Source organism: Ferrovum myxofaciens, assembly GCF_000735045.1.
GTDB lineage: Bacteria > Pseudomonadota > Gammaproteobacteria > Burkholderiales > Ferrovaceae > Ferrovum > Ferrovum myxofaciens.
Genome location: NZ_JPOQ01000074.1, coordinates 85,358 through 111,351, shown reverse-complemented (window position 1 = coordinate 111,351; position 25,994 = coordinate 85,358). Strand labels below are relative to the sequence as shown.

Sequence of the window (25,994 nt, the reverse complement as noted above, 5' to 3'; positions counted from 1 at the left end):
TTCCCATCCCCATTGAACCCGTGCAATGCAGATCGGACCTTACCGGCTCAAAAATTCCCTCGTGGTCGCCCCCATGGCAGGCGTAACCGACCGTCCTTTCCGCCAATTGTGCAAACGAATGGGAGCCGGTCTGGCCGTGTCAGAAATGGTTTCTTCCAACTCCCTGCTCTGGGGTTCGGAAAAAACCCGCCGCCGGGCCAACCACGAGGGGGAAGTAGAGCCTCGCACCGTACAGATTGCCGGTGCCGACCCGCGCATGATGGCGGAGGCCGCACGCTACAATGTGGACCAGGGAGCTCAGATCATCGACCTCAACATGGGCTGCCCCGCCAAAAAGGTGTGCAATGTCATGGCAGGTTCGGCGCTGCTCCAGGACGAACCTCTGGTGGCACGCATTCTCGAAGCGGTGGTCTGCGCCGTGTCGGTACCGGTCACCCTCAAGATCCGCACGGGTTGGGACCGCGAACATCGGAACGCCCTGAGTGTGGCGCGACTGGCTCAGAATTCCGGAATCCAGTCCCTGGCCATTCATGGCCGGACACGGGCCTGCGGCTACTCCGGAGAGGCTGAATACGATACCATTACCGCCGTAAAAGACGCCGTAACGATCCCCGTCATCGCCAATGGCGACATCACCAGTCCCCAAAAAGCCCAGGCCGTGCTTCATCAAACCGGTGCCGATGGAGTTATGATCGGGCGGGCAGCTCAGGGACGCCCCTGGATCTTCCGGGAAATTCAGCATTACCTCGATACCGGGACCCTGTTACCTCCCCCCGATGTCCTCGAAATTCACCAGATCCTGCTGACCCATCTGGAAGATCTCTATCATTTCTACGGCACCGAACTGGGCATGCGCGTGGCACGCAAGCATATCAGTTGGTATACCCGAGGACTGGCGAATTCCGCCAACTTCCGGCACACCATGAACCGACTCCAGAACGTGGAAGAGCAACGTCGTGCCGTCACTGATTTCTTTGAAGGACACGCCCTTCACAACCCCACCCTGTGTTATGAAGAAAATACAGCGCCCGAGGAACTCGCGGCATGAAGCCTGTAGAAACCGAATTGTCCGCCTGTATCCGGCGCATGGTGGAAATGTACTTCCAGCATCTGGAGGGAGAGCGATGCTCCGCGCTCCATGACCTGGTCATCCACAGCGTCGAAAAACCCCTGCTCGAAGTCGTTCTGGCGCACTGCGCCCAGAACCAGACCCGCGCTGCCGAGTTACTCGGTCTCAACCGCACGACCCTTCGCAAAAAAATGCAACGATATCAACTCCTATGACTCTTCAACGCGCCCTCCTCAGTGTTTCTGACAAAACCGGTCTGATCGAACTGGCTCAGGCTTTACACCGTCTCCACATCGAATTGCTTTCCACGGGCGGAACGGCGCAAGTTCTGCGCGATGCCAAAATTCCCGTACGGGAAGTTTCCAACTTTACCGGCTTTCCGGAAATGCTCGACGGGCGGGTCAAAACCCTGCACCCCAAGATTCATGGGGGTTTGCTGGGCAACCGGGATATTCCCAGCCATCAGGAAGCCATGACCCGTCATGGAATCGACCCCATCGACCTGGTGGTGGTCAATTTGTACCCGTTTCGGGAAACCATCGCCCAACCCGGCGTCACGCTGGAAGAAGCCATCGAGAACATCGACATCGGCGGCCCCGCCATGGTCCGCTCCGCGGCCAAGAACCATGCCCATGTCGCCGTGCTCACGGACCCCGCCGATTACCCCCGCCTGCTCCAGGAACTGGAAAAGAACCGGGGCTCGATCAGTGCCGCCACCCGCTTCGATCTAGCCGTCAAGGCTTTCTCCCATACGGCGGAATATGATGGAGCCATCGCCACCTACCTGTCCGGCTTGAATACCGAGTCCCAGGCCGATGGGTACCCGGAACGACTGCATCTGTCCTTCGTCAAACACCAATCACTGCGTTATGGTGAAAATCCGCACCAGGGAGCCGCGTTCTACCGCGATCCCGCTGCCCCCTCAGGCGTGTTGTCTCATTACCGTCAACTGCAGGGAAAACCCCTGTCTTACAACAATATCGCGGATGCAGATACCGCTTGGGATTGTGTGCGTTTTCTCGATGCTCCCGCCTGCGTCATCGTGAAGCATGCCAACCCCTGCGGCGTAGCCCTGGGCAACCAGGCACTGGATGCCTACCAACGAGCCTACGCCACCGACCCCACTTCGGCTTATGGCGGCATCATCGCCTTCAACCGAACCGTGGACGAAGCCACGGTGGAAGCCCTGCAACGTCAGTTCGTGGAAGTGCTGATTGCCCCCGAGTTTACCTCTGCCGCTCTGGAACGCCTCTCTCAAAAAGCCAATGTACGCGTCCTGCAACTGCCCGATGACAAAGGATTGAACCGGTGGGACATGAAACGCGTAGGAGGAGGACTGCTGGTTCAAACCTCTGACTCCGGCGGGTTGAACGAAGACGCACTCAAGGTGGTTACGCAGGCCGCCCCCACCGAGGAACAATGGACCGATCTGCGTCTGGCTTTCCACGTCGCCCATTACGTCAAATCCAATGCCGTGGTGTTCTGTGGACAGGGTCGAACGCTGGGGATTGGCGCAGGGCAGATGAGCCGTGTGGACAGTACCCGCATTGCCCAACGCAAGGCCGAAGATGCGGGACTCTCACTGCAGGGTAGTGTGGCTGCCTCCGATGCTTTCTTTCCTTTTCGGGATGGCCTCGATGTTCTGGCACGCGCCGGAGCCCTTGCCATCATCCAACCCGGTGGCAGTCTGCGCGATGGCGAAGTCATTGCCGCTGCGGACGAGCAAGGAGTCGCCATGGTGCTGACCGGCATTCGTCATTTTCGTCATTGAGCACACTGAATCATGAAGATTTTGGTCATCGGTAGCGGGGGACGGGAACATGCGCTGGCATGGCGACTGGCCCAGTCCCCCCGGGTTTCCCACGTATTTTTATCCCCTGGTAACGATGGTGCCGGACATGAGGAAGGCGTCCACTGCATTCCTGTGCAAGGAGTCGAGGCCTGGCTGGACCTGGCGCGCCGGGAGCAGGTGGCGTTTACCGTGGTGGGTCCTGAAGCCCCCATGGCCGCAGGAATCGTGAATCGGTTCCGGGACGCTGGACAAGCCATTTTTGGCCCCACCCTAGAAGCCGCTCAACTGGAAATATCCAAGGATTATGCCAAACGCTTCATGCACCGGCATGGCATTCCCACCGCGCATTTTTCCACCTTTGAAGATCCGGCACTGGCCCACGCCTATCTCGAGCAGGTGGGAGCACCCATCGTCATCAAAGCCGACGGACTGGCGGCGGGCAAAGGAGTCGTGGTCGCCCAGACTCTGGAAGAAGCCCACCATGCCGTCACTGCCATGCTGGGCGGAGGTTTGGGGGAGGCAGGACGGCGGGTGGTGATTGAAGAATTCTTGACGGGGGAAGAAGCCAGTTTCATCGTCATGGCGGACGGCGAACAAGTGTTGCCTCTGGCCACCAGTCAGGATCACAAGCGTCTGCGCGACAATGATGAAGGCCCCAATACCGGCGGTATGGGCGCCTATTCCCCGGCTCCCGTCATCACCCCCACCCTGCATGGACGCATCATGCGCGAGATCATTCAACCGACGCTGCAAGGCATGATCCAGGAGGGACACCCCTATACGGGCTTTTTATATGCCGGACTGATGATCTCTCCCCAGGGAACCATCAAGGTACTGGAATATAACTGTCGCCTGGGAGACCCAGAAACTCAACCCCTTCTCATGCGTCTCAAAACCGACCTGGTGGATCTGATTGAAACCGCTCTGGAAGGTCGCCTGCAGGATGCCGTGGCCGATTGGGACCGTCGTCCCGCACTTGGCGTGGTGTTGGCTGCCCCAGGTTACCCCGAACATCCGGTGGTGGGTTCTCCCATCACGGGGCTGGATGCGTCCTTGCCGGATACCCATCTCTTTCATGCCGGAACGCGCCGGGAGGGAAAACAGTGGGTGACTCAAGGAGGACGGGTCGTATGTGTCACGGCCCTCGGCGATACCCTGAAAGCCGCCCGCCATCAGGTTTATGAACGAATCCGGCTCCTGCACTTCGACGGCATGCAATACCGACAGGACATCGGCTGGCGCGCGCTGAAACCCCACGGCCCTTCCTAAACCCGAGTAACCCGGCCAGTGATCAAATCAGCCACCGTGGAAGGACGGGCGTTGGCCTGACAACGCCCCCAGATGACCCGTACCCGGGAACCAAATGCTTGGCGGCACGCCCGTGTTGTTTTCAAGGGTTTCCCTCCGCTGCGATTGGCGCTGGTGGAGACGAGCGCCATGTTGAGGCGTCGGCACAACCGGGCCAGAGGCGCATAGTCATCCTGACGCAAGGCAATGCGCGGTCGCAAATCCCCCTCCCCCCCCCGCTTGCGTCCCCGCAACCAGGTTGTCAGGGGCTGCCGGGCGGGCACCAGCCAGGTGTGACCGCCGGGCCACCGGGCCTGCAGACGCGCCTCTTCCTCCGCACTCAAAGGCGCATGGAAACGACGGAGAAGATCGCGGCGGTCCGCAACTACGATCAAACCCTTGTGGACCGGACGGGACTTGAGACGCAACAGGGCGCGCAAGGCAAGGTGATTTTCCGGATCACAACCCAAACCGTAGACGGCCCGGGTGGGGTAGGCGACGAGCCCTCCTTTATCAAGAAAAGTACGCAATCCGCGCGTGCGTGCATCCATGCCAATTCATCGAGTCCCGTACTAATGAATGGAGAACAGGATATACCAAGTGCCCAACTCCTGTTAGAATTCACCCATGACTTCTTTCTTTCGCCTGCTATTTTTGATTGGGCTTGTGGCTCTGGGTGTGCAGAGTTCCTTTGCCGAAGAGCCTTTGCCCCCTCTGGGATCAGACACCCCTTTGCCCCCCACGCTGGACGATTCTTCCGTCGATGCGCCGGAAGCCCCCCCCAAGGAGAGTTCTTCCGGCCCCGTTCAGGCGACTCCTTCAGCGCCTCCGACCCAGAAAAGTCCTTCCCCCCCCCAGAGCGGTTCAGCCGATGCCAATGATACCAATGCTCAGGTCACCATCGTGGAACGGGACAGCGCAACTTTCGAGGAATATCGAATTCGCGGACGTCTGTATAAAATAAAAGTCACCCCCAAAGTCGGCCCTCCCTACTACCTGATCGATGAGGATGGCAGCGGAATCTGGCACCAGCGCGATGTGATTGAAGACTATGTTCAGCCCCCTCAGTGGGTCATTTTTGAATTCTAAGCACGGATCATCGCTTCATGGCTGTCTTTACCACGGTTTCTCCAGAGGAACTTTCACTTTGGCTCGAACACTATCCGGTGGGGACACTGCAGGATCTCGTTCCCATTGCTGCGGGTATTGAAAATACCAATTATTTCGTTCATACCACCACGGGACATTACGTCCTGACGCTTTTCGAAAAACTCCAGGCGCAGGAACTACCCTACTATCTGGGTCTGATGAACCATCTGGCCGTCCAGGGTCTGCCTTGCCCCGCCCCTCTACCAAACCGGAAAGGTCAGTTCCACGCCCTGCTCAAAGACAAACCCACCAGTTTGGTGACGCGTTTGAGCGGACAATCCCGGACCCAACCCACTGTCCATCACTGCGCTGCCTTGGGGCACATGATTGCCCGCATGCACCAGGCTGCGCTCACTTTTGAAGGAACACAGGTCAACCCCAGGGGGCAGCACTGGCGCATCCAGACAGCGCAGGAGATTCGCCCTTTTCTAACGGCCTCTCAGCAGTCTCTGCTGAACCACGCCTTGGCACAGGCGTCCTCTTTCGACCCCTCTCTCCCGCAGGGCCCCATTCACGCTGACCTGTTCCGGGATAATGTCCTGTTCGAAGAAGAGCGTATCAGCGGCCTCATCGATTTCTATTTTGCCGGAACCGATAACTGGGTCTACGATCTGGCCATTGTGGCCAATGACTGGTGCGTGACCCCGCAAGCGTGCCTCGACCCTACCCGGCTCTCTGCCCTGCTGGTCGCCTATCACGAGAAGCGCCCCCTCACTGCGGCGGAAATTAAACACTGGCCCCGAATGCTGGTGACGGCCGCTTTGCGCTTCTGGCTTTCGCGTCTGAACGATCGATTCCAGCCCCGTACCGGTTCGCTCCTCAATCCCCATGACCCCACCTGGTTTGAGCATATCCTCAGCCATCACCTCGAGCAACCCTGCCCATGGCCCCTCTGACCCCTCGCCAGGTGCCGTTGTGGCACGGCGCTTTATGGATTCGTCAAGGGGCCCACACAGTCCTGCACAGCCCCATTGGCTGGATGACCAGTCTGGTCCTGTGGTTTGCCTTCATCCTGGTATGCAGTCTGTTCCCAATGCTGGGTCCTGTCTTTTTTTCTCTGTCGCTCCCCGCCTTGTTTGCCGGTATGATGGCGGGCTGTGCTGCCGTGGAACAAGGACGCTCCCTCAAGATCCCGCATCTGCTCAGTGGTTTCAAAAGCAGTTCCAGACGATTATTCCAGTTGGGCATGGTCAATATCGCGGGCGAAACCCTGCTGACCCTGGTATTGGTCCTATGGGGAGGGCAACAAATGATGGATCTGCAGAATTTGTCCCTGGACGGCGCAGAGAATCTGGAACAATTACGGGTGGCCATGTTCTCTCTGACCCCCCTGTTCATCACCCTTGTTCTTCTTCAACTGGCCCTGCTCATGATGGGCTGGTTTGCCCCGGCGCTCCTGCGTTTTACCGCTTTGTCCACGCTGGAGGCTCTGACCCTCAGTACCCAGGGGTGTCTTGTCAATCTCCCTGCCTTTCTTCTATTCACCCTGATCATGGGAATCCTGCTGGCCATCGCCACTTTTCTCAGTTTTGCCCTCCCCTGGATCAGCGGTTTGATCGGATTTTTCATGGTGGCCCTCATCATCGCCAGCGTCTATGCTTCCTATCGCGATGTTTTCCATGAGGCTCCACTTCCCCCCATTACTCCATGATTCACCCCCGGTCCCCTTTACGTTTCCTCCCCCTTTTCATCTAAACGGGAGTGGGATAAACTGGGACTTTCCACGGAACGGATTCACAAGTGCGGTTCTTTTTGGGAGAAGTCCTATGGTCAGTCTGAGTTCCAAAGCATTGGGGGGACTGATGCTCGTCCTTGCCCTCACCAGCGCAGCTTCCCCTTCCAAACCCACCAAGGTACAGGATTGCCCTGAATGTCCGGAAATGACCTTGATTCCGGCAGGAAGTTTTGTTCTCAGCGGGGGGGGAAGGGTTACTTTTTCCAAACCCTTCATGATGAGCACCACCCTGATCACCCAGGGACAATGGCGCGCACTCATGCGCCGCAATCCCAGCGCCTTTCCTCTCTGTGGCGATAACTGCCCCGTGGACCGCGTCAGTTGGGAAGATGCTCAGGTTTATATTCTGCGCCTCAACGCCAAGACCGGGCGGCATTATCGCTTGCCCTCCGAAAGCGAATGGGGCTATGCCTGTCGGGCCGGTCTTGCCAGTCCCTACTGTGGGGGCGACACTCTCGATCCCATCGCCTGGTATGGAGAGAACAGTGCCAATCACCCTCATCCCGTGGCCACCAAGGCACCCAATGCCTGGGGACTGTATGACATGAGTGGTAATCTATGGGAATGGACGGAAGATTGCTACCAGAGCACCCGTCGGATCAATCAGGATGATCAGCGTAGCGTTCCAGATAACGGTGCAGCCTGGGAAGGCGATGCCGCTGAACAGGATGGAGAATGTCTGTCGCGGGTGGTACGGGGGGGGTCATGGAACAATGATACCCACGATCTCGCCCTGAGCAGACGCACTGCCGATGACCCCACCGTGCGCGTCAATACCATCGGATTCCGTGTGGTTCGGGATCAATGAGGACTGGACCCCGATCCTCTCTGTCCGTCATTTTTCTGTTCAGCGCGGCGCTTCTCGTTCTGGGGGGGCTGGGATTTTTCTTTTGGCACCAACCCGCACCGCCCCAAGGACTGGGGGATCGAACCCAGTGGCTGGCTCAGGGACCTTCTTTGCCTCCCTTCTCCCTGCCCTCCACCCAGGGCACCTTGACCCAGGAGTCCTTATCAGGGCACTGGACATTTCTGCTCTTTGGCTATACCCACTGTCCCGATGTCTGCCCCACCGATCTTGCCCTATTGGCCTCGGTATCCCGATCCTTCAAAAGGAGCGGTCATCCCGCACCCCAGGTCCTGTTTGTTTCCGTTGACCCTCAGCGCGATTCCCTGTCCGTTCTGGGACGGTATATCCCCGCCTTTGACCCCTCTTTCATTGGAGCTCAGGCCACCACGGCCCAACTCAGCCCCTTCACCCAGAGTTTGGGAGTCTATGCCGTCCTTCATAACCAGGAACGGGATGGGCGGGGAAACTATGCGGTGGATCACAGCAGCACGATTTTCCTGTTCAATCCCTCGGGTCGCCTGCAGGCATCCTTTCAGGTGCCTCAGACCCCTGACCAGTTGTTCCACGAAACCCAGGCTATCCTGGAAAATTAAAAAAGTTTGCCAAGAACCCAAGACTTTTGTTACCATCCCAGTGTCATGTCTGATGGATCTTGACGTCGTCCACTTAAAATTTTAACAGGGGAGAGAAATATGGAAATTATGGATAAAGGGTACATGATCATTCCCGTGATCCTGTTCGTTGGAGGTATTCTGGTGTCCTTGTCCCTCGGTGGCATGGGCGTCGACATTCTGGCCAATGATCAAAAGAAAGGTAAATAATCCGGATTTATCCCTGGGTACTTGCTGATCAGAGGGAAATTCTTCAAACACCCGGTGTCTGTTCACCGGGTGCTTTGTTTTTAAGCCTCCCTTTTTACGGACTCTCTTTATACAGGTTGGCGCATGCATTCGCTCTCAGACCTCCGCCGTTTAGTCAAATTTTTCATTGTTTCTGCCACGTCTCTCTTCATTGGAGCCATGCACGGGATGTTGCAGGTGTTTCCCCCCATTCGGGCCTGGCTCGATTCCATTGGGAGCCCCTACGGCGGCCCGGGACATATGATCGACCCCTTGGCCCATGCCCACATGAATTTAGTGGGCGGCGTCGTCACTCTGGCCATGGGCACCACCTATTACTTGCTCCCCCGTTTGAGTGGCAAACGCATCTACTCCCAAAGGCTGGTTCAGCATTCCTTCTGGTGGCTATTTATCGGGGTCTACGGGTTTTATACCACCCAAATGGTCTTTGGCATCTGGGAGGGATATCTGATGCTCCATGACCGCTCGGCCATGACTCATGCACACCATTTCTACGGCCCTATTGTGGCCGTGGCGGGGACCTGCATGGCGGTGGGATTCATGGTCTACTTCTCCAATATCGTCCTGACCTTGATGGGTCCGGTGGAAAGTACCCGCGCCGAGGATTGAGTCTCACCCTCACCCGGGAATGAGAAAGTCCGGCAAGCGCCTAATTGGGAACATGCAGCGGGAAAAACAAAACGCTGTTCTGCGCTTCGTCCGCGCAGTTCAGGCGAACCTGCACCGTACGACGTTCCCCTGGCTCGACCAGAGCGGCCCGCCGGTACACTCCCACCCGCCCATCCTGAATGGCCTGTTTCCAGGGATCAGACTGGGCCGTCCGGATATCCACCAGACAGTGGGAACCGGGTCGATCATGGGCCCCGGTGACCATGACCAGAAACTCATTCATGCCATCCCGGGGGGGACTGGGGCGGGATTCCACGCGTACGGTCCAGTCATTCCAGGTTTGGGAGGTCGTATCCGGCAGGGATGGTTCTGTTTTTCCGCAAGCGGACAGAAAGAACAGCGTACCCCCTCCGAGGATGACCCAAAAGGACTTTTTAACGGGGTTCATCGGTAGTTTTGTTGGATTGAGAACTGGCAGAGTCCCTACCGTTTTGAGAATCGGCTTCCTGCGGCCCAGGATGGGCGACCCCGTACATCCGGACCATGTAGTATACAAAGGTTCCAGCGCCCGCAATATACACCAGCGCCAACAAAAACCCCCAGTCCAGCCAGTGCTTCTGGTGGCCAGGACGAACCCCCCAAAAAGGGAAGGCCAGTCCCACCGCCACCAGCAGAACCACCACGATCACGGCAAAAAACCAGTAAGGCACGGGTTTCTGGGATAAAGGAACACTCTCCAGCAATTCCCAGTCCTCCAGTCCCCGTTTGGCCTTGCGTTCGTCATCGGAGGCATAGCCAAAATGCTCTTTGTCTCGGCGCCCCCATTCGGGTTGGATCTCGCTCAGGGGTGGCTCAGGTTCACGGGTTTGATTCATGGGGTACCTCCCTTGGGGGCTTCTGAGAAATGCTGAATGGCAAACTGGTCTTTCCAGTCCTCCTGCAAGGCATGGGCCTGGATGCGGAAGGAATGCACGCCATGGGACAGGGTTGGCGAGATGGACAAGATCGCGGACAGTCGCCCTGCCGCAGGAATCGTCAGCAGGGTCTGGGATAAATGATACTCTCCCGGTTTCAATCCCTGCACCGATAATTCCACCCTTTCAGGACGGTAACGTTTATTGGCGATTTCGATACGATAATCCAGATCGTTTGCGGCATCTTGCACCTCGGCCCGGTATGCCGCCAGATGGAGAGGTTCCCAGGTCCACAATCCCCAGGCAAAAAAACTTAACCCCAGGGCCATGACGACCGTCATCCAACGGGTGCGCGCGGTCAGGCCGATGGCATTGTTGCGAAAGTGAATCCGTGCTTCCTGCTTGGTTTTACGTTCGCCAAATTCAAAACTCAGCAACCCCGGGTTCCCTTTCTTGGCCTGAAGACGGTTACAGGCATCGATACACTCGCCGCAATTGATACAACTGTCATAGATATCCGTCTTGCGTGGATCGATGTCGATGAAACAGGAGGTCACACAATAGTTACACTTTTCGCAGGCACTGGCGCGACTGGCGTCATAACGCACATGAAGGGTTTCACGGGTCCGAAAACTGTGTTGCCAAACCCGATACACGCAGGCAAAACGGCACCAGAAGTGGCGAATCACAGCAATATCCACCAGAATGATCAATACAAAAACCGCATAAATCCAATGCAGGGAACTGGCCAAGGCGGGATCCGAACGCCAGAGAAGAAAAGCCAGGATCGTGGAAGGGTCATAAAAATAAAATAGGGGAATCACGCCCAGAAACATGGAGGCCAACAGGAAGGCGAGGCCCAGTAACCCCCAGTTCCACACACGATTTTTGGCTGGAGAGATGACCAGTGCCTGACCATCCAGACTGACTTCGGCCCGCTTCCCCAGCAGTAGGTGGGTCATGTAATTGGCCCATTCGGAAAAAATATTCTGCGGACATACCCACCCACAAAATACGGTGCCAGCCACAGAATAGAGCATCACCAGAAGACTGAGCAGGGTGACCCACAGTCCGGCGATCAGAAAGAAGTCGGCGAACCAGATCTGACGATCCAGCACAACCAAGGCACCGGCGCGCGGGTCAATACGAAATAGTCCCAGAGCAGGGACCAAAATAACCAACAAAAGGGTGACTCCCTGCACTACACGACGGTGCAGATGAAAGCGCGAGACCTGTGCCATTGCCCCATTCATTTAGCCCTGCACCTCCCTAAAATTTACTGAAAACTTTCATTCTTCGCCATTCTGGCCTCCCGGTCAAGGGGGGCTTCCTGCAACAGGTTCAGGCGGGTCTTTTCTGCTTCTGCAAATTCATGGCGCTCCCTTTGAATTTTCCAAAGCGCCCTTTGTACCTCCACATGCCAGGGGAAACGGAGTGCCAGTTTGTCCAGCACAACTTCCTTTTGAGCAGCGGACAACGGCGCACGGGTCAACTGAGCCAAAACCTCATCGGCCAGCGCATAGCCCACCCAGCGATCCCGAGGATTGGCCTCGAAGGCAAGGCGAATCAGACGTTCGGCTTCGCCGTCGCGCCCCGTCATACGATCCTGCCAACTTTGCACCAGATATTGGGTGGCATGCCAGGCTGAAGCAAATTCCGGACGCTGGCGTTCGGGCAGATTCAAATCCTGTTCCGCCTGCTCCAGGGAAGGCCGTTGATGCCACAGAGCCGCCAGGGTGGCGTCCAATGCGCTGCCGGAATATTTCAGTCGGGGCAATGAAAAATCAATGACGGGCGCCCATTCTTTCTGAACAGGTCCCGGCGTATCAGGAATTTTACCCCAGTAGCGTCCCATCCAGGTCATCACCCCCTCACCGCCCGTGGCTTCAAACCGTTGATCCGGACCGAGACGCTCCTGACCGGCTTCCACCAAAGACCAGCCTGCCCAGGTTTGGCGAAACCCCACCAATGCCAGATGCATGCCATCCAGAAACAGATAGGCATCGGGAAAAACTCGCCGAAAGGTTCTCAACTCCACTTGGAGAGCGGCAGGATCAAATTGGTTCAAGGCCAGCCATTGAACGAATACTCCACGGGCCGACAAATGATCCCTCACCCGCTCAAACTGTTCCAGAGAGAGCAATGCCCCCACCCCGGCCAGGTCAGGATGGTAGAGATCCCCCACGATAACGTCATAATGGTTTTCTGTGGAACTCATGAAATGCCGTGCATCATCCTGAATCAGTTCAGTTTCACTCAGGATCGGACCATCCACGGGAGTAAAGTAGCGACGTGCTGCTTCGATGGACCCCTGCGACAATTCCACGGCTACCCGCCGTACGTTGGGATACGCCGAACTACCGGCCAGCGACAACCCGGTACCCAGTCCCAAAAACAACACCCGTTGGGGCTGGCCCTGCAACAACAGGGCCAGACGTCCCTGGTTCCGTTGCACAAATGCTGCGGTGGGGTCAGAGGAGGCATCGTGACGTTGCAGGTCGGTGAGGAGAATTCTCTGCCCATCGGGTTGCTCCACCACTTGCGTCATGGCCACGGCATCTTCATAGCGATAAATATCGCGACTTCCGGCCAGTGTTTCCGGCAGTAATTTCTGTGCAGGGGGAAAAGTCCAGAGTCCTGCACCTAACCCCACAAAGCCCACCATCAAGCCCCCCTGCAGCAACGTCCAGGGACGGGTCCAGGTCAGACTGGCACCCAGGATCAAAAAAGCGCTCCAGACCAAAGTTCCAGTGGTTCCCAGCCAGGGCAGCCAGACAAAACCCGTCAGCAGAGCCCCCAATGCACCGCCCAGGGAATTGGCCCCGTACAGTTTTACCCCAGTACGGAGACTGCCCTGTTCTTCACTCAGAAGAGGAAGCCATAACCCGAGGACAAAAGTCACCGGAAAAGTGAGCAAGGTCAAAATCAGGCCTTGCAACAGAAGCGCCTGAGTCAGGGTTTGACCCAGCGGGTGTTCGACCCAGCCCGCCACCACGGGCAATACTGCCAGTCCTGCCAGGACGCCACCCGCAGCCATCCATGGGAACGCGGTTTTGAATCGTCGGAGTGTGGACTGCCAGCGGGTCGCCACCAGACTTCCCAATCCGATCCCCACCAGAAAGGAAGCCAGAATCAATGCCAGGACATACTCGGTACGCAGAAACAATAGTCCGAAGAGGCGAGTCCAGGCGATTTCCAGGGAAAGACTGGCCATCCCCAGAATCCCATAAAAAAGGAGGAGCATCGAATCGGTTCTTCCTGATTTATCAGTGGGTGCCGTCGACCCCTGGTCCTGAACAGAGGTTAGGGTTCCTGCGTAACGATCCAGTATCCACCACCCAACCCCCAACGCTGCACCCAGCAGTGCAACCCCCCGCAGAGCGTGGACCCAACCAAACATCGGGAGCAGAACCAGGGGAAGCAAGGCGCCCAATACGGCACCCAACGTATTGACTCCATAAAGCAGTCCCAACCGTCCGGATACGTGTTGACCAAGCGACAGAACCAAGGGGAATCCGGCCCCCAGGGCCACGGCAGGCAGGGTCAGGAGGAGAAAAGACACCAGAGCCAATCCCAAATGCCAGTTCAGAACGCCTTGATGGGAAAACCCCGCCCAAAGGGCACGTTCTTCAAGGGGGGCCAGAAAGGGTAAAAGGGCGGAGAAGAGAGCTACGCTCACCTCCAGAAAGGCAAGCAGGCGGAGGGGGCGGCGAAAGGTGTAACCGGACAAGGCCAGCGCACCCAACCCCAGTCCCGCCATAAATGCGGCCACCGTAATGACCACCCCAAAGACACTCAGACCAAACTGAAGGGTCACCATGCGGACCCAAAGGACCTCGTAGGCCAGCCCCACCAGACCCGACAAGCCGTACAGGGCCGGAATCAAAAAGGAGTTCAAAAGGGGAAGAACCAGGCCACCCCCACGATGGCATGAACCAGGGCCAGGGTCATGGTCAATCCTGCCATGATCATGTGAGGTACAAACCAGGGTTTGCCATAGATGCCCATGCCGATGCCCAAAACTCCCGTCACCAGAACCATCAGGATGAGCGGGACACCCATGATGAACATGATGATTTTTTTCTTGTGGTCATCTACCGGCGTCACCCCATCGTCCTTGTCTCCCTGCTGCTTCTGAAATGCCTCCATCATCTGAACGGCATTAGGATTTTGGGGGGCGTCCGGAGCCGCCAGTGCAGGCCGAAAAAGCGCCAATCCCAGGATAAATATCATCCAGGTCAAAAGAGACCACCCCCCACGATATCCCAGAAAGCCGTGGGATTTCATGGATGATCCTCTGGAGAAGAGGGGGGATTGGGGGGCGTTGGTTTCTTTTTGAAAGAAAAATACCAGGCCAGCACACCCATCAGGATAAAAGGGGCGAATATGCCAATCAGCAAAAAGAGGAAAATATTCCACGGGGTATCCACGGTCACATGCAGATAACGATAACTATCTACGGCATGGGCGTTAGAAATCCATAGACACTGCGCCAGCAAGGCTGGAATACGAAGTTGACGCAACATGGGTCAATACTCAGTGAGAGGAGGGAAGGGAACTGGCACAGCGAAACCCATAAAAGTCAGAAGTCATGTTGGCAAAGGCATTATCGCGGTGAAAAAGTGAGGTAGAAAAGGGATCACTTTTCCAGGATCCGCCCCGCAGCACCTTGTAACTGCGTTTGATCAGTTTTTGATCAGAAATCCCCAAGTTGCGATCCTGGGAGGATTCCTGAACGGACACCTTGCCTTGAAACACGATGGTGGGCGCAATGGATCCAGGGTAAGGGGCAAAATCGCTGTCGGTCCATTCATCCACGTTACCTGATAAATCAAAGACACCGTAGGAACTGGCTCCCTGGGGATAATCGGTTACCGGCGTCGAAGAATTGCGGTTGTAGTAAGTATTCAATTTGGTCGGGTCCATGATATTTCCCCAGGGCCAACGGCGTCCGTCCTTGCCCCGCCCGGCTTTTTCAAATTCAGCTTCCGTGGGCAAGCGCTTATGTGCCCATTGGGCATAAGCTTTGGCATCATACCAGGTCACCAGAGTCACCGGCAGCAGCAACGCGCCCTGGGGAATCTTTCCCCCCTTCCAGTTGAGCGGCGGACGATGTCCGGTGGCTGCCACAAAGCGGGCATATTGCGCATTGGTGACGGGGTATTTGTCGATGGCATAGGCGGGAAGATCCACCGTATGCTCCGGCTTGTCGGGAGGATCAGCACGATCGAGATTGGTGCCCATCCGAAAAGGACCCGCGGGAATGGTCACCATGGTGTTCAGATCTTCCCATTGTTCGCGGGTCAGCAATCGATCCGCCTCCTCCACCGTGTAGCCGCCCTTGACTTGACCACTCTCGTGCTGTGCGTGTATCTGGATATCCTCACCCGCTGCGCGAATATGGCTATCGGAATCCTTGATATTGTAGGACACCAGATTGCGCATATCCTCCATGCGCCCTTGTCCCAATTTGATGACATGTAACGAACTGCCAATCATGACGATGCCAATACAGGTCACCAGGGTGGCTGACAGGATTTTTTTGCGCTTGAGCCGTTCCTCTGGCGTAGAGGGTGTTTTAGGAGAAAGTGCCACCGTTTACTCCCCGGGTTTCTGCGCGCGTTGACGACGTTGACGCTGACGTTCTTCTCTTGCCAAACGTTCCTGATAGATCATCTCGAGGGTCTTTCGCCCATAGTAACGTTTGATCACGGATTCGCCGATCACTGCGCCCACCATCCCAGTTTCCATGGCCAGGATGATGAAGAAACCCCACCATCCCATGGGAATCAGATGACCGTACTCCGGAACCCCGGTTATTTCCGCGACATTGAAATAACTGATGCCCCGGACAATCAAGGGGGTGGCATAACACAGCCATTTACTTCCCTTGCCAAAAATCAACGCCAAAAAAAAGTTCGCAATCAGGGGGACGAGAAAGACATCCAGCATCCAGCGAAAAGAAAAATAATCCAATGCATTGGTAAAGACTTCGATGGTGACGCCCAGCAGACGGTCCCCAAAGTGATTGATGGCAGAGGCGACGCCCAATCCGATCAGCGCCCGCCCCCACTTACCCGTATCTTTTTCCTGTGGAACTACTTCCGTCATTTTTTGTAGTCGTCCTTCCCCGTGAGTTTTTCATATTCACTTTTTTTGGTTTCTTCAAGATACCAATCCTTGACATGCAAACTGGCCAGATAATGAGCCAAGGTTCTTCTTTCCTGCTCGGGAAGCATGGCAAAGGAAGGCATGCGGTATTCGGGCTTGAGGCGACTGGGCAGCAGGGTCTGGGGATGGGGAGACGATAAATACTGGTAAAGCCATGCCTCGCTCCGCAAATCGCCCATCCCGTCCAGTGAAGGGGAAGGAACCGACTGCATGATGTTACGAACGGACCAAAGGGAATGGCATTGACGACAGTCATTCTGCCGAATCAGATCAGACCCTTCCCGCGCCAATTCAGGTGTGGCAGTGGTGTAAAAAGGCACCCCACGGTCAACGTTCTGATCACCTTTTTCGTGATGGATAATGTTTTGCACAACACCCGCCACCGCCAGGGCCCCGACTAGGCCCAGCACGACCCACTCACCCCGTTTCATGTCGTCTTGGTTTTCCTGACTGCCGCCGCTTGGTCCGCCAAAACCTCAGCCCTTCTGGCTTCCTGTTTCGCCAGGACTTCACGACTTTTGGCATATTCTTCCGGACTCATCTTATCCTTGTCGCTTTCTTTGAACACCAAGTACTTGATATCCTCATCGAACTGTTCGTTTTTTGAGCCCCAGCGTATCCCATAAATACTCACGGCAATGATAAGTCCTCCGGCAACGAGCCACAGGTAGATGGTCCACCCGTCGGGTAAGGTATCAAGGTAATTGCCCATGCCAAACTCCTGTATAAAGGTTGTGGTTATTCTAACACTCTCTCAACGATGTTGGAGTTGTCATTCCTGCAAAGGTTCAAAATTCCCAACCCCTTTCCACCACAATTAAAACAGATAACCAGTCAGTAGTTGTGTAGCACCGAAACCGGTGGCCACCACCACGCCCAGGATAATGGCGATGAACATCAGGCGTTCCCCGATACGCATCTTGGTGGGCGCATATTTTCCCTTGAGCAGGGAATAGATGATTCCGGAAAACACGGCAATGCCGATCATCAGAAATACAAAAATATAGACGCTGAACCGTTGACTCCTCATTCCTTCGATACTCATATCGATTTTGCCAGAGGTCGTTGCAGTCACGAGATGCGAGATTTCATTGATCATGAGTTAGAGTTTCGAATGAGGTCAAAAAAAAGTGCCATACCGTCAGGTATGGCACTGGGAGTCAATTAACAGGTTATGGTTTCATCTTGCCACCAAAACTCGTTATTTTTTGTCGATGTTATCTATGAAGAAACTATAGAGAAAAGGACAAATAAAAGCAATACTGATGGGCAGGGCAAGGGCCAAGGGGCCGTAATCAAAGTCGATCATGATCTCATCTCCTTAATATAGGCGTGCTCAGTGATCATGCTTGGGTTGCCACGAAGTGGGGGGCAACCGCTTGATCATGGTAAATACTGCTAAAAAGAAATAGCTCAGATAAAAAACATCGATGGTGTATCCCTTATCCCACCAAGGCTGCTGGCGGATACGGGAGCCGTCTGGACGATAGTTTCCTTCAAAGTTGGCAGTGACCACCTGATCTCCCACCACTTCGAAATCATGCATATGCGCACCCTTGGCTTCCAATGCCTTGATTTGGGGGGCAATCATGCGCAGATCGTCCATGCTCAAAGGATGCCGTTCCAACAATGCATCATTGGGCGTTCCTTTGTTCATTTCCACGATCTTGGCCATGGCTTCCTTGTCATCCTTGGCAGCCAACACTTCAGGCTTGTCCATGGAATTGACGTAGGGCTCGTACAGAGCCGCCGTCGGACGTTGACCCCACAGAGGGAAGGTAATGGCGAATGCCGTAACCACCGTCAAAGCAACCAACCACACCACAGGAGCGGGAACCGGGTTATTGTCTTCGTGCACTCCACCCAGATTGTCATCTTCCCACAATTTTTCGTCCTTACGGATCTTTTCTTCGTCAGAAAGGGTACGCAGGGGCGAATCAAAGGACCAATTACTCATAGAGACCTCCACTTATTATCGACTGTTCCATCCCCCTGAAAGGAAAGGAACAGTCAGTTTTGTATCAGATTTACTTGAGCGACAAAACGAAGTCGATCAACGCGCGGGCATCAGAATTGCTGGCATACATGGGAACTTCAGGCGGTGTAACCCGCTTTCCGTCCACATACTCGTTATATTCTGCACGCCACTTGTCAAAATCGATCTTCTGACCCTTGTCATCGATGGGTCCCCAAAGATAATCGAAACGGGGCATGATGGAATGGGGCTGAACCAGACGCGGGTTGAAAAAGTGCAGCATCATCCATTCACGGGACGAGTTCCGTGACCCTACATGGAGAATATCCGGTGCCTTGCGGTCAGAACCAAAGGCAGTGGGGGATTCACCATTGAAGTCACCCAACATGGGAGGGGCACCAAATACTTGCCAATCCTGGGTTTCTTCCGGCAGAAGGGTATGACACCACCAGCAGCCTTCACGGACGAAAATAGCTTTTCCATAGGAAGCATGGTAAGTATTTTCGTCTCCGGCCGCTTTCATGACTTCTTCTGGATTCCAGCCCTTGGTGGCCGAAGCATTTTCAATGTAGAACTGCTTGGATCCATCTCCCTGAGGCTCGGAAGAGAGCAGGAAAACGGCACCTTGGGACTTGGTGGCTTCACCGATCCGACCCTTGTCCCGGCTCAACTGTTCCACAATGTTCCCGAGGTTATCGGGGTGGTCCACACCATTGGGAAGAGGTGTCCCCGCCGGATAAACATAAGCGACTGTAGAGGCCATGGGTTGACCCGTTTTCGGGTCTGTTTTCAAGGTCACCCGTACCGGACGATGCTCCCCCGTCAGGAAAGGATCATCCAGACTGAACCCTGATTCATGACCAGCCCAAAGTTGCTTGTCCAGAGCCACCTCGGTGGCGTTTACATTGCGCAAATCAAAACTTGGCATAAACAAGGTGATCGTCATCGAACCACCTAGGGCAAGACCGAAAAAACGCGCTCCGATCTTGTACTCTCTAAAATTGACCATTTGATATTCTCCTCCAATTCTGCGATCAGTGGCCGATTAACGTTCGTAGGCCAGTTCGTGGGCCATGCGTCCCTCTGGAATCACTGTTCCAGCGCGTGCAGTCATCCACATGTTGTAGAGCCAGAAGCAGTTTCCTACAAACACTAGGGAACCACCGATCCAGCGTGCAATCATGTAGGGATGCTCTGCCATAACCACGTCGATGTAGGGGACTTCGTAAATCTTGCCCGCCCCTTGAATCAATCCGGCAATGGTCATGGACACCCAGTAGGTCGTAAACCCGATCAACAGAAACCAGAAATGCAGATTTCCCAGGGTCAGCGAATACAACTTGCGTTTCATCAACGTTTGCAGACCCAGGTAAACAGCGGCAGCTTCCAGGAAGGTCGAAAAACCTAAGAGAGCCAAGTGAGCGTGGGCCACGATCCAGCCTGTCCCGTGAATGTACCAGTTGATGGCACGGGTTTGTTGGAAGCCCCCTTGCATGTTCAGCGGAATGGCCATCAGACAGCCCGTTACCGTGAAACGAATCTCCAAGTTTTCCACAAACATGTTCCATTTCCCTTGCATGGTCAACAGAATGTTGGACACGAAGGCAACGGCGGGCACCAGAATCAACACCCCTTCCACGGAAGCGAAGGATTTGAGCCATTCAGGCAAGGGTGCAGACATCAGGTGATGGGCTGCGGGCGTGGAGTAGAACACCACCACTGACCAAAAGTGCAAGTGACCGATCCGGTGAGAATAGAGCGGATTACCCGTCACCTTGGGAATGGTGTAGTAGGCAATGGCTGCTGCTACCGGCGTGATCCACAAACCCAGCACATTGTGCGCAAACCACCAGGTCAGGTAGGCTTCGGTCAACCCGGTCAGATGGAACCACTCGGGCAGGTTACCCACGATGAACACGATACTGACCATGAACACGGCAGAAGCAAAAAACCAGTTAGTGGTATAGATCCCCTGTGTCTTGCGGTTAATGACGGTCATCCAGACATTGATACCCAAGGGAATGGTCATGAAGGTGGCAATGTACAGATCGATGAACCAGGGGAAGTCAGAATACTCCCGCCCAGAGGTCATCCCGGACCACAACAGCGTCAACCCCAGAGACAGCCCGACATTCCAGAGAAATGCATTCCAGATGCCCAACTTTTCCGACCACAACTTGGTGTTACCCAATGCCGAGGTCATGTACATCATGGCCATGGCAAACGCCATGGAAATCCAGCCAAAAATCACGGCATGGACGTGTACTTGACGCATGTGACCAAATGAAACGAATTCCAGACCCGTGACAAAATCAGGAAATGCCAACTTTGATGCATTGAAGGCACCCAGCCCGGTCCCAATCACAAACCAGGTAATCGCGGAGAAACCGAAATAAACCGCAGCCGATCCCTCCGGAATATCCTCGCTACGCGCAAATAGGTACTTGAACATCTTGAACCCCCCCTGTTGTTTTCTATATCAGATTACGTAAGTAAATGAATTGTGTTATTGGATTGAATTAATGGTGACCGTGACGCTTGCGGGGCATCAGGACATACCAGGAAAGAAGCATGCTGGAGAAGGCAAGAGAAATCCCCAGAACTGCAGCAATGGTACCGATCATTTCAATGTCTCCTTGACGCGAATGGCGCGAAAATGGTTGGATGAGGCTCAAGCGGCGTTTTCAATGGCGTCATGCCGTTGAAAAGCAATAGCAAGAATACCGATATAGGCGAAACCGAAGACGAGCATACACCAGTCGATAAACCCGATGAAGGTATGAGGATCATAGGCTTGACCGTTCCATCCTCCCCAGTTATTGAAGTCACCGCGCCCCAGGAAACACATCAAGGCTGCACCGAACACACTGCCATTGCCCATACCCGTCAGCATTCCGCCGACGATCATGCACCAAAAGCCGCGCGACATGATGGATTTTTTTTGCATTCCTCCCCCCTCTCTTTCGTTTTCACTGAAATTAATGATATTCAGCAAGTTACAAAACTTTTTATTTTGCTGATTATCTCTCTTGTCCCAACTTTGGGTTGTTTTCCTACGGTTTCAACCTCTCATGCCACTTTATACCAGCATCCAGTGCGGTTTTCAACCCATCCGCACTGGAAATTCTTCTTTCTTACTTGATCACCTGAGTGTTTCTCAAGCGGCTGCGTACAATCAGGAAAGCAGTGACCATCACCACCACCGTCACGCCAATGTCAAAACTGCCGGTCATGGGAAAGTGTGGCGTGGGGTAGGTTCCAGAAATCCAGGTATAACGCTCCACCCAGCTACCCAGAACAATGTCACAGGCAATGAAAAAAATCACCCTGGGATTGTGCCGGCTGAAGGGAAAAACCAGGGTCACAAAGGGGATGATGAACTTCATCACAAAGAACATCCAGAATAGAGGACTGTAGACACCATACTGCATCTGGTAGATACGGCCCGTTTCTTCCGTAATGTTTCCGTACCATATGATGAGGTATTGCCCGAAGAAAGTATAGATCCATAAAATAGTAAATCCCAGCATCATTTGCGCCAGATAATTGAAGATCTGTAGGCGAATCTTTTGCTGGATCACCCCGGTATTCTGGAGAATGGTGAGCAGAATTACGAAGGATGCCAGAAACATACCCGAGACACTGACGATATAGTTCACGGAAAACATGGAACTTTCCCAATGAGGCAAGAGGGTCATCTCGAAATCCCAGGCCACCATGGTGCAGTACAACACATGAATAAAGGGAATGGCCGCAGCGAGTGCCTTGAAGCGGGACAGATTTTCCGGAGAGTCTTCAGAGGTGCGCTGCAAGCGAACAAATGAACCATAAGCCAGTCCCACGATGATGATGCCGGCAATCTCGCGCACCCGTAAAAACTTCAGGTTGTTCCACTTGGGCAGATGCTCGAAGGTGCCCGCCCAGGGAAAAGTCATTTCCCCCCCAAACAGCAAGATGAGCAGAAGTATCACAGCGAGGGGATACAAGGCAAAGAAAGCAACGGAAATGTGGCGAACTTCATAGCGCCACTTGGCATTGACCAGATGCAGCAGGCAAGGCAGAGCAACTCCTGCCAGGCATAGGTGCAACACGATCAGAAAGTCCACGGTCAATACTGACCAACTTGCAAATGGAATCACGGCGCGGCTCCTTATGATTATTTATTTTCGGTGGTGGTCATGTCGCGTTTTTTGGCGGTAGGGTCAGTCAGCAGACCATGTCGCACATAATTCACCACATCCCAGCGCTCGGAAGGTGACATATCATTCCCGTAGGAAGGCATGAGTGCCCCACCAAAGGTGATATGTCCCCAGATATAGCCTTCGGGAACTTCTTTCTGAACTCGGGGGGCCGTGAGGTCAAAGGGGCGTACAATCAGTTTCTCGCCCACCAGACCATCTCCGGTGCCCGAATCTCCATGACAGGGCACACAGTAGATCTTGAACATCTCGCGCCCAAAGGCCACCGACTTTTCAGTGGGGGGATTGGGGTTGGCCAAGGTCATGGCTGCATCCCCGTCATGCACATAAGGCGTAGTGGGTGTTCCTGTCATCGGCACGGAATTTTCCGGGAAAGGTCGCACGGCATCCGGACCTTCCTGGGGTTTGACGCTGATCTGATTGGCCATGTCCTTGCTCCACGGCCAAGCCATGGCGAGGGAGGGAACCAGGGCCAGAACGGGTATCCAGCGAGTAAGGGATTTCATCGTGCTTGGTCTCCCATGATTTCGAGAGGCTTGTGACGCCCCAGAATTTCGTTGATTTGCGGAATGCTTTGCGGGTCGGCCTTCACCAGGATACCAATCTTGTCTGCGGACACACTGGCGTTATAGAGCGGGCTCCGGTTACCCGGCAGTTTCATGGCCACGAAGGTAGCCAAAACCGTCATGAGCACCCCGGACAAAATGAACAGTTCATAGGTCAGCACCATGTCCGGGGGAAGGGGAACCACAGGTCGCCCACCCCGTATCTGATAAATGAAACTGGCCTGGGCAGAGGCGATCAACACCAGCCCGGTGGTGGGCCCCAGCAGGACCCCCAGCAGGGTAAACCACTGGATATAGACGGGACGTGGACCCAGCAACTCACTCAGTTCGGGATGATCGATGGGGGACTTGACCACCACATCCTCCATCCTGAAGCCCGACACACCCGATGACTTGAGTTCCCTGATCGCATTGGCCGCTTCATCCATGTCAGCGTACAGTGCCAGAGTATGAGATTTTTTCATCACGCTTGCCCTCCCTTCATTTCTGGCAGCAGACCGGCTTCATGAACCTCCACCTGCGTCGCATGAGCCTTTTCTTCCATGTTTTGTTCGTGCACCATTTCCTTGACTTCATACATGGACACGCTGGGGAAAATCTTGCAGTACAACATAAAGAGCATGGTGAACCAGCCAAAACTCCCGGCCACGATGCCCCACTGTACCCAACTGGGCCACCAGCCCGCCGTCCATGTCCATGGATAGTGGGATTTCGCAAAGGTAGGCGTAATGATCTGGAAACGTTCCAGCCACATCCCTACATTGAGGATCAATGAAATGATCAGCAAAGTCGTATAGTTGTGACGTACGAAACGGATCAACAGAGTGAAGGGCATCACCATGGCACAGAAAATCATTCCCCAGAACTGCAGGGCATAGTCCCCAGTGGCACGGTAAACCAGATCCGCCTTGGCCACTTCATCGCTGCCATACCAGGTGGTGGCATACTCGATCAGATCCAGATAGGTCCAAACCATGGCAATGGCAAAGGTCATCTTGATCAATTTGTTGAGAATGGGCTGGGTCATGTAGGCTTCGAAACGGAACACATAACGCAGGACGATGAACAGGGTGATGATGCCAGAACATCCTGAATACAGCGCACCCAGCACGAAGTAGGGGGGGAAGGACGTCACATGCCAGCCAGGGTTTTGGGACACGGCAAAGTCGGTGGACACGATGGAGTGCACGGAAACTGCCAGCGGCATCAAAAAGCAGGCCATGGTCATGTAGGCCACCTTGAAATTGGCCCACTGGCGGTCAGTTCCTTGCCAACCCATGGAGAGAAAGCGGTAAAGTGCCCGCCGTGCCCCCCGAGCATTGTCACGACAGATCGCCAGATCAGGAATCATCCCCATATAGAGGAACAGAAGTGACGAAGTCAGGTAGGTTCCGATGGCTGTGGCATCCCAGACCAGCGGCGAGGTGAAGTTAGGCCAGGTCCAGCGTTCGTTGGGGTAGGCCACCACATAGTAAAACTGCCAGAGCCGTCCCATGTGCACCAACACGAACAGGGCTGCGGTGAGCAAGGTAAAGGTGGTCATGGCTTCCGAATAACGGTAGATCGGTTTTCGCCAGTCCGCATGGATGATATGAAGCAGAGCGGACAGCAAGGTGCCGGAGTGGCCCATCCCGATCCAGAAAATGAAGGTGGCAATGTACAACCCCCATACCTGCGGGTTGTTCAAATCCGATACCCCCATTCCGTTTTGATACTGATAAACCTCACAGTAAACGCCAAAGGAGAACAGGGCCAGGGCGGAAAAGAAAATTACCCAGAAAACGGGGCGCGGCTTTTCCAGACTTCTCAGTACATCTTTGTTGATCTTGGCCCAGGTAACGTCTGCCCCCAGATCCTTCTGCTTGGGAACGAACTTTCTTTCAACTTGCACATCCATCTGGGGACGGCTAGGAACACTATGACTCATGGTTTTTTCCCTGAATGTTGGTATTCGTGAACGCGCGGGTCAACTCAAGCCTCAAGATTACGTACGCGCTCGAGATACACGATGGACGGATAGGTATTCAAATCTTCCAGAATCCGGTAACCGCGAATCCCTTCCTCGGACTTTTCCTGAACGTTCTTGGACAGATCTACCTGCTGATTTTTCCATGTTCTGGCCACCTTGGACTTTTTATCGGACAGGTTTCCAAAAGTAATGGCCGAGGTAGGACAGGCTTGTGCGCAGGCTGTGAGCACTTCACCATCGGCCAGGATACGTCCTTCGGTTTTGGCCTTATCCATCCCGGCACGCAACCGTTGCATGCAGAACGTACACTTCTCCATGACCCCCTTGCTCCGTACCGTCACGTCCGGATTCAATTGCAGTTCCAGCGGATTGGGCCAGGCTCGATCAGGGTAATTCCACCAGTTGAAGTAACGGACCTTGTAGGGACAGTTGGCCGAACAATAGCGGGATCCCACGCACCGGTTATACACCTGGGTATTGAGACCATCCGGTGAATGGTGTGTGGCGCCCACGGGGCAGACGGGTTCACAAGGGGCCGCCTCACATTGCTGGCAGAGCATGGGCAGGTATTGTGCCCCGTGATCGGGGAATTCGGATTGCATGGCCTCCCCTTCCCCCCAGTAACGCTCGATGCGAATCCAGTGCATGGCTTGGCCCTTGCCGAAGCGTTCCTTCCCCACCACAGGCAAATTATTTTCCGCATAACACGCCACGGTACAGGCGTTACACCCAATACAGGCATCCAGATCGATGACCATGGCCCACTTGTAGGGAGCATCATCGTACTGACCTTCATAGGGACGACGGGTCCGAAACGAGTTCCAGTTCTGAATCAGATTACTCAGTGACATG

Annotated in this window: 32 protein-coding genes; 11 read left to right on the top strand and 21 right to left on the bottom strand. The window is 54.7% G+C overall.

From position 1 onward, the window contains the following. Positions 1–25: 25 nt before the first annotated feature. Genes dusB through purD form a run of 4 tightly spaced genes read left to right on the top strand, consistent with a single transcriptional unit; the run spans position 26 to position 4,130 of the window. Complete coding sequence (dusB, locus tag IV91_RS0109595) at positions 26–1,048, top strand: tRNA dihydrouridine synthase DusB (protein ID WP_031597881.1); 1,023 nt, start codon at positions 26–28, stop codon at positions 1,046–1,048. Beyond that, positions 1,045–1,284, top strand: coding sequence for a helix-turn-helix domain-containing protein (locus tag IV91_RS0109590; RefSeq protein WP_031597880.1), 240 nt, complete (start codon positions 1,045–1,047; stop codon positions 1,282–1,284). Before dusB ends, IV91_RS0109590 begins: the two co-directional genes overlap by 4 nt. After that, positions 1,281–2,840, top strand: coding sequence for a bifunctional phosphoribosylaminoimidazolecarboxamide formyltransferase/IMP cyclohydrolase (gene purH / locus IV91_RS17940; protein ID WP_031597879.1), 1,560 nt, complete (start codon positions 1,281–1,283; stop codon positions 2,838–2,840). The genes IV91_RS0109590 and purH overlap by 4 nt, the downstream gene beginning before the upstream one ends. Before the next feature lie 12 nt (positions 2,841–2,852). Then, complete coding sequence (gene purD, locus IV91_RS17935; RefSeq protein WP_031597878.1) at positions 2,853–4,130, top strand: phosphoribosylamine--glycine ligase; 1,278 nt, start codon at positions 2,853–2,855, stop codon at positions 4,128–4,130. On the opposite strand, the gene IV91_RS0109575 is transcribed toward purD, so the two are convergent. Further along, on the bottom strand, positions 4,127–4,699 hold the full coding sequence (locus IV91_RS0109575) for an L-threonylcarbamoyladenylate synthase (RefSeq protein ID WP_031597877.1): 573 nt from the start codon (positions 4,697–4,699) through the stop codon (positions 4,127–4,129). The genes purD and IV91_RS0109575 overlap by 4 nt on opposite strands. 76 nt (positions 4,700–4,775) lie before the next feature. Here IV91_RS0109575 and IV91_RS16850 point away from each other — a divergent pair, with 76 nt between their 5' ends. The 7 genes from IV91_RS16850 to IV91_RS0109540 all read left to right on the top strand — a co-directional run bounded on the left by IV91_RS16850 (position 4,776) and on the right by IV91_RS0109540 (position 9,348). Then, positions 4,776–5,237 (top strand): DUF2782 domain-containing protein, encoded by a 462-nt coding sequence (locus IV91_RS16850; RefSeq protein ID WP_051862483.1) that lies wholly within the window; start codon positions 4,776–4,778, stop codon positions 5,235–5,237. Positions 5,238–5,254: 17 nt separating this feature from the next. Then, complete coding sequence (locus IV91_RS0109565; protein ID WP_031597875.1) at positions 5,255–6,193, top strand: homoserine kinase; 939 nt, start codon at positions 5,255–5,257, stop codon at positions 6,191–6,193. Further along, entirely contained in the window at positions 6,181–6,948 is a 768-nt protein-coding gene (locus IV91_RS0109560) for a BPSS1780 family membrane protein (protein WP_031597873.1), read from the top strand. Before IV91_RS0109565 ends, IV91_RS0109560 begins: the two co-directional genes overlap by 13 nt. Before the next feature lie 115 nt (positions 6,949–7,063). Next, positions 7,064–7,840 (top strand): formylglycine-generating enzyme family protein, encoded by a 777-nt coding sequence (locus IV91_RS0109555; protein WP_051862481.1) that lies wholly within the window; start codon positions 7,064–7,066, stop codon positions 7,838–7,840. Continuing rightward, positions 7,837–8,472 carry an SCO family protein gene (locus IV91_RS0109550; RefSeq protein ID WP_051862479.1) on the top strand — a complete coding sequence of 212 codons (636 nt, stop codon included), beginning with the start codon at positions 7,837–7,839 and terminating at the stop codon, positions 8,470–8,472. The genes IV91_RS0109555 and IV91_RS0109550 overlap by 4 nt, the downstream gene beginning before the upstream one ends. Before the next feature lie 99 nt (positions 8,473–8,571). Next, a complete protein-coding gene (locus tag IV91_RS19530) occupies positions 8,572–8,700 on the top strand; it encodes a hypothetical protein (RefSeq protein WP_264753743.1) in 129 nt (42 codons plus the stop codon). Between the two features lie 198 nt (positions 8,701–8,898). Beyond that, on the top strand, positions 8,899–9,348 hold the full coding sequence (locus IV91_RS0109540; protein WP_200874365.1) for a cbb3-type cytochrome c oxidase subunit I: 450 nt from the start codon (positions 8,899–8,901) through the stop codon (positions 9,346–9,348). A gap of 40 nt (positions 9,349–9,388) precedes the next feature. Here IV91_RS0109540 and IV91_RS0109535 read toward each other — a convergent pair whose 3' ends face one another. From IV91_RS0109535 to IV91_RS0109430, 20 genes are all read right to left on the bottom strand, one after another. Beyond that, on the bottom strand, positions 9,389–9,796 hold the full coding sequence (locus IV91_RS0109535; protein WP_051862477.1) for a hypothetical protein: 408 nt from the start codon (positions 9,794–9,796) through the stop codon (positions 9,389–9,391). Next, positions 9,783–10,223 carry a hypothetical protein gene (locus IV91_RS0109530; RefSeq protein WP_051862476.1) on the bottom strand — a complete coding sequence of 147 codons (441 nt, stop codon included), beginning with the start codon at positions 10,221–10,223 and terminating at the stop codon, positions 9,783–9,785. The genes IV91_RS0109535 and IV91_RS0109530 overlap by 14 nt, the downstream gene beginning before the upstream one ends. After that, entirely contained in the window at positions 10,220–11,515 is a 1,296-nt protein-coding gene (locus IV91_RS0109525) for a 4Fe-4S dicluster domain-containing protein (protein ID WP_082783146.1), read from the bottom strand. Before IV91_RS0109525 ends, IV91_RS0109530 begins: the two co-directional genes overlap by 4 nt. A gap of 23 nt (positions 11,516–11,538) precedes the next feature. Continuing rightward, a complete protein-coding gene (locus IV91_RS0109520) occupies positions 11,539–14,160 on the bottom strand; it encodes a fused MFS/spermidine synthase (RefSeq protein WP_051862472.1) in 2,622 nt (873 codons plus the stop codon). Beyond that, entirely contained in the window at positions 14,157–14,549 is a 393-nt protein-coding gene (locus tag IV91_RS0109515; RefSeq protein WP_051862470.1) for a hypothetical protein, read from the bottom strand. The genes IV91_RS0109520 and IV91_RS0109515 overlap by 4 nt, the downstream gene beginning before the upstream one ends. Beyond that, on the bottom strand, positions 14,546–14,788 hold the full coding sequence (locus IV91_RS0109510) for a hypothetical protein (protein WP_051862468.1): 243 nt from the start codon (positions 14,786–14,788) through the stop codon (positions 14,546–14,548). Before IV91_RS0109510 ends, IV91_RS0109515 begins: the two co-directional genes overlap by 4 nt. 10 nt (positions 14,789–14,798) lie before the next feature. Continuing rightward, entirely contained in the window at positions 14,799–15,857 is a 1,059-nt protein-coding gene (locus tag IV91_RS0109505) for a formylglycine-generating enzyme family protein (RefSeq protein WP_031597860.1), read from the bottom strand. Positions 15,858–15,860: 3 nt separating this feature from the next. After that, complete coding sequence (locus IV91_RS0109500; protein ID WP_031597859.1) at positions 15,861–16,373, bottom strand: hypothetical protein; 513 nt, start codon at positions 16,371–16,373, stop codon at positions 15,861–15,863. Continuing rightward, positions 16,370–16,864, bottom strand: a complete 495-nt coding sequence (locus IV91_RS0109495) for a c-type cytochrome (RefSeq protein ID WP_031597857.1) — start codon at positions 16,862–16,864, stop codon at positions 16,370–16,372. The genes IV91_RS0109500 and IV91_RS0109495 overlap by 4 nt, the downstream gene beginning before the upstream one ends. Next, complete coding sequence (locus tag IV91_RS0109490; protein ID WP_031597856.1) at positions 16,861–17,145, bottom strand: hypothetical protein; 285 nt, start codon at positions 17,143–17,145, stop codon at positions 16,861–16,863. Before IV91_RS0109490 ends, IV91_RS0109495 begins: the two co-directional genes overlap by 4 nt. 105 nt (positions 17,146–17,250) lie before the next feature. After that, entirely contained in the window at positions 17,251–17,532 is a 282-nt protein-coding gene (locus IV91_RS0109485) for a hypothetical protein (RefSeq protein WP_035417611.1), read from the bottom strand. 237 nt (positions 17,533–17,769) lie between these two features. Continuing rightward, on the bottom strand, positions 17,770–18,390 hold the full coding sequence (locus IV91_RS0109475) for a hypothetical protein (RefSeq protein ID WP_031597854.1): 621 nt from the start codon (positions 18,388–18,390) through the stop codon (positions 17,770–17,772). 70 nt (positions 18,391–18,460) lie between these two features. Continuing rightward, complete coding sequence (locus IV91_RS0109470; protein WP_031597853.1) at positions 18,461–19,417, bottom strand: cbb3-type cytochrome c oxidase subunit II; 957 nt, start codon at positions 19,415–19,417, stop codon at positions 18,461–18,463. Positions 19,418–19,453: 36 nt separating this feature from the next. Then, on the bottom strand, positions 19,454–20,860 hold the full coding sequence (locus IV91_RS0109465) for a cbb3-type cytochrome c oxidase subunit I (RefSeq protein ID WP_031597852.1): 1,407 nt from the start codon (positions 20,858–20,860) through the stop codon (positions 19,454–19,456). A 219-nt stretch (positions 20,861–21,079) separates the two neighbouring features. Further along, on the bottom strand, positions 21,080–21,355 hold the full coding sequence (locus IV91_RS0109455) for a hypothetical protein (protein ID WP_200874364.1): 276 nt from the start codon (positions 21,353–21,355) through the stop codon (positions 21,080–21,082). 187 nt (positions 21,356–21,542) lie between these two features. Next, positions 21,543–22,547, bottom strand: coding sequence for a polysulfide reductase NrfD family protein (locus IV91_RS0109450; RefSeq protein WP_031597849.1), 1,005 nt, complete (start codon positions 22,545–22,547; stop codon positions 21,543–21,545). A 17-nt stretch (positions 22,548–22,564) separates the two neighbouring features. Continuing rightward, positions 22,565–23,113 (bottom strand): c-type cytochrome, encoded by a 549-nt coding sequence (locus tag IV91_RS0109445; RefSeq protein WP_031597847.1) that lies wholly within the window; start codon positions 23,111–23,113, stop codon positions 22,565–22,567. Continuing rightward, positions 23,110–23,637, bottom strand: coding sequence for a DUF3341 domain-containing protein (locus IV91_RS0109440; RefSeq protein WP_031597846.1), 528 nt, complete (start codon positions 23,635–23,637; stop codon positions 23,110–23,112). Before IV91_RS0109440 ends, IV91_RS0109445 begins: the two co-directional genes overlap by 4 nt. After that, positions 23,637–25,100, bottom strand: a complete 1,464-nt coding sequence (nrfD, locus tag IV91_RS0109435) for an NrfD/PsrC family molybdoenzyme membrane anchor subunit (protein WP_082783147.1) — start codon at positions 25,098–25,100, stop codon at positions 23,637–23,639. The genes IV91_RS0109440 and nrfD overlap by 1 nt, the downstream gene beginning before the upstream one ends. Before the next feature lie 44 nt (positions 25,101–25,144). Then, positions 25,145–25,993 (bottom strand): 4Fe-4S dicluster domain-containing protein, encoded by an 849-nt coding sequence (locus IV91_RS0109430; protein ID WP_031597844.1) that lies wholly within the window; start codon positions 25,991–25,993, stop codon positions 25,145–25,147. Position 25,994: the final 1 nt, after the last annotated feature.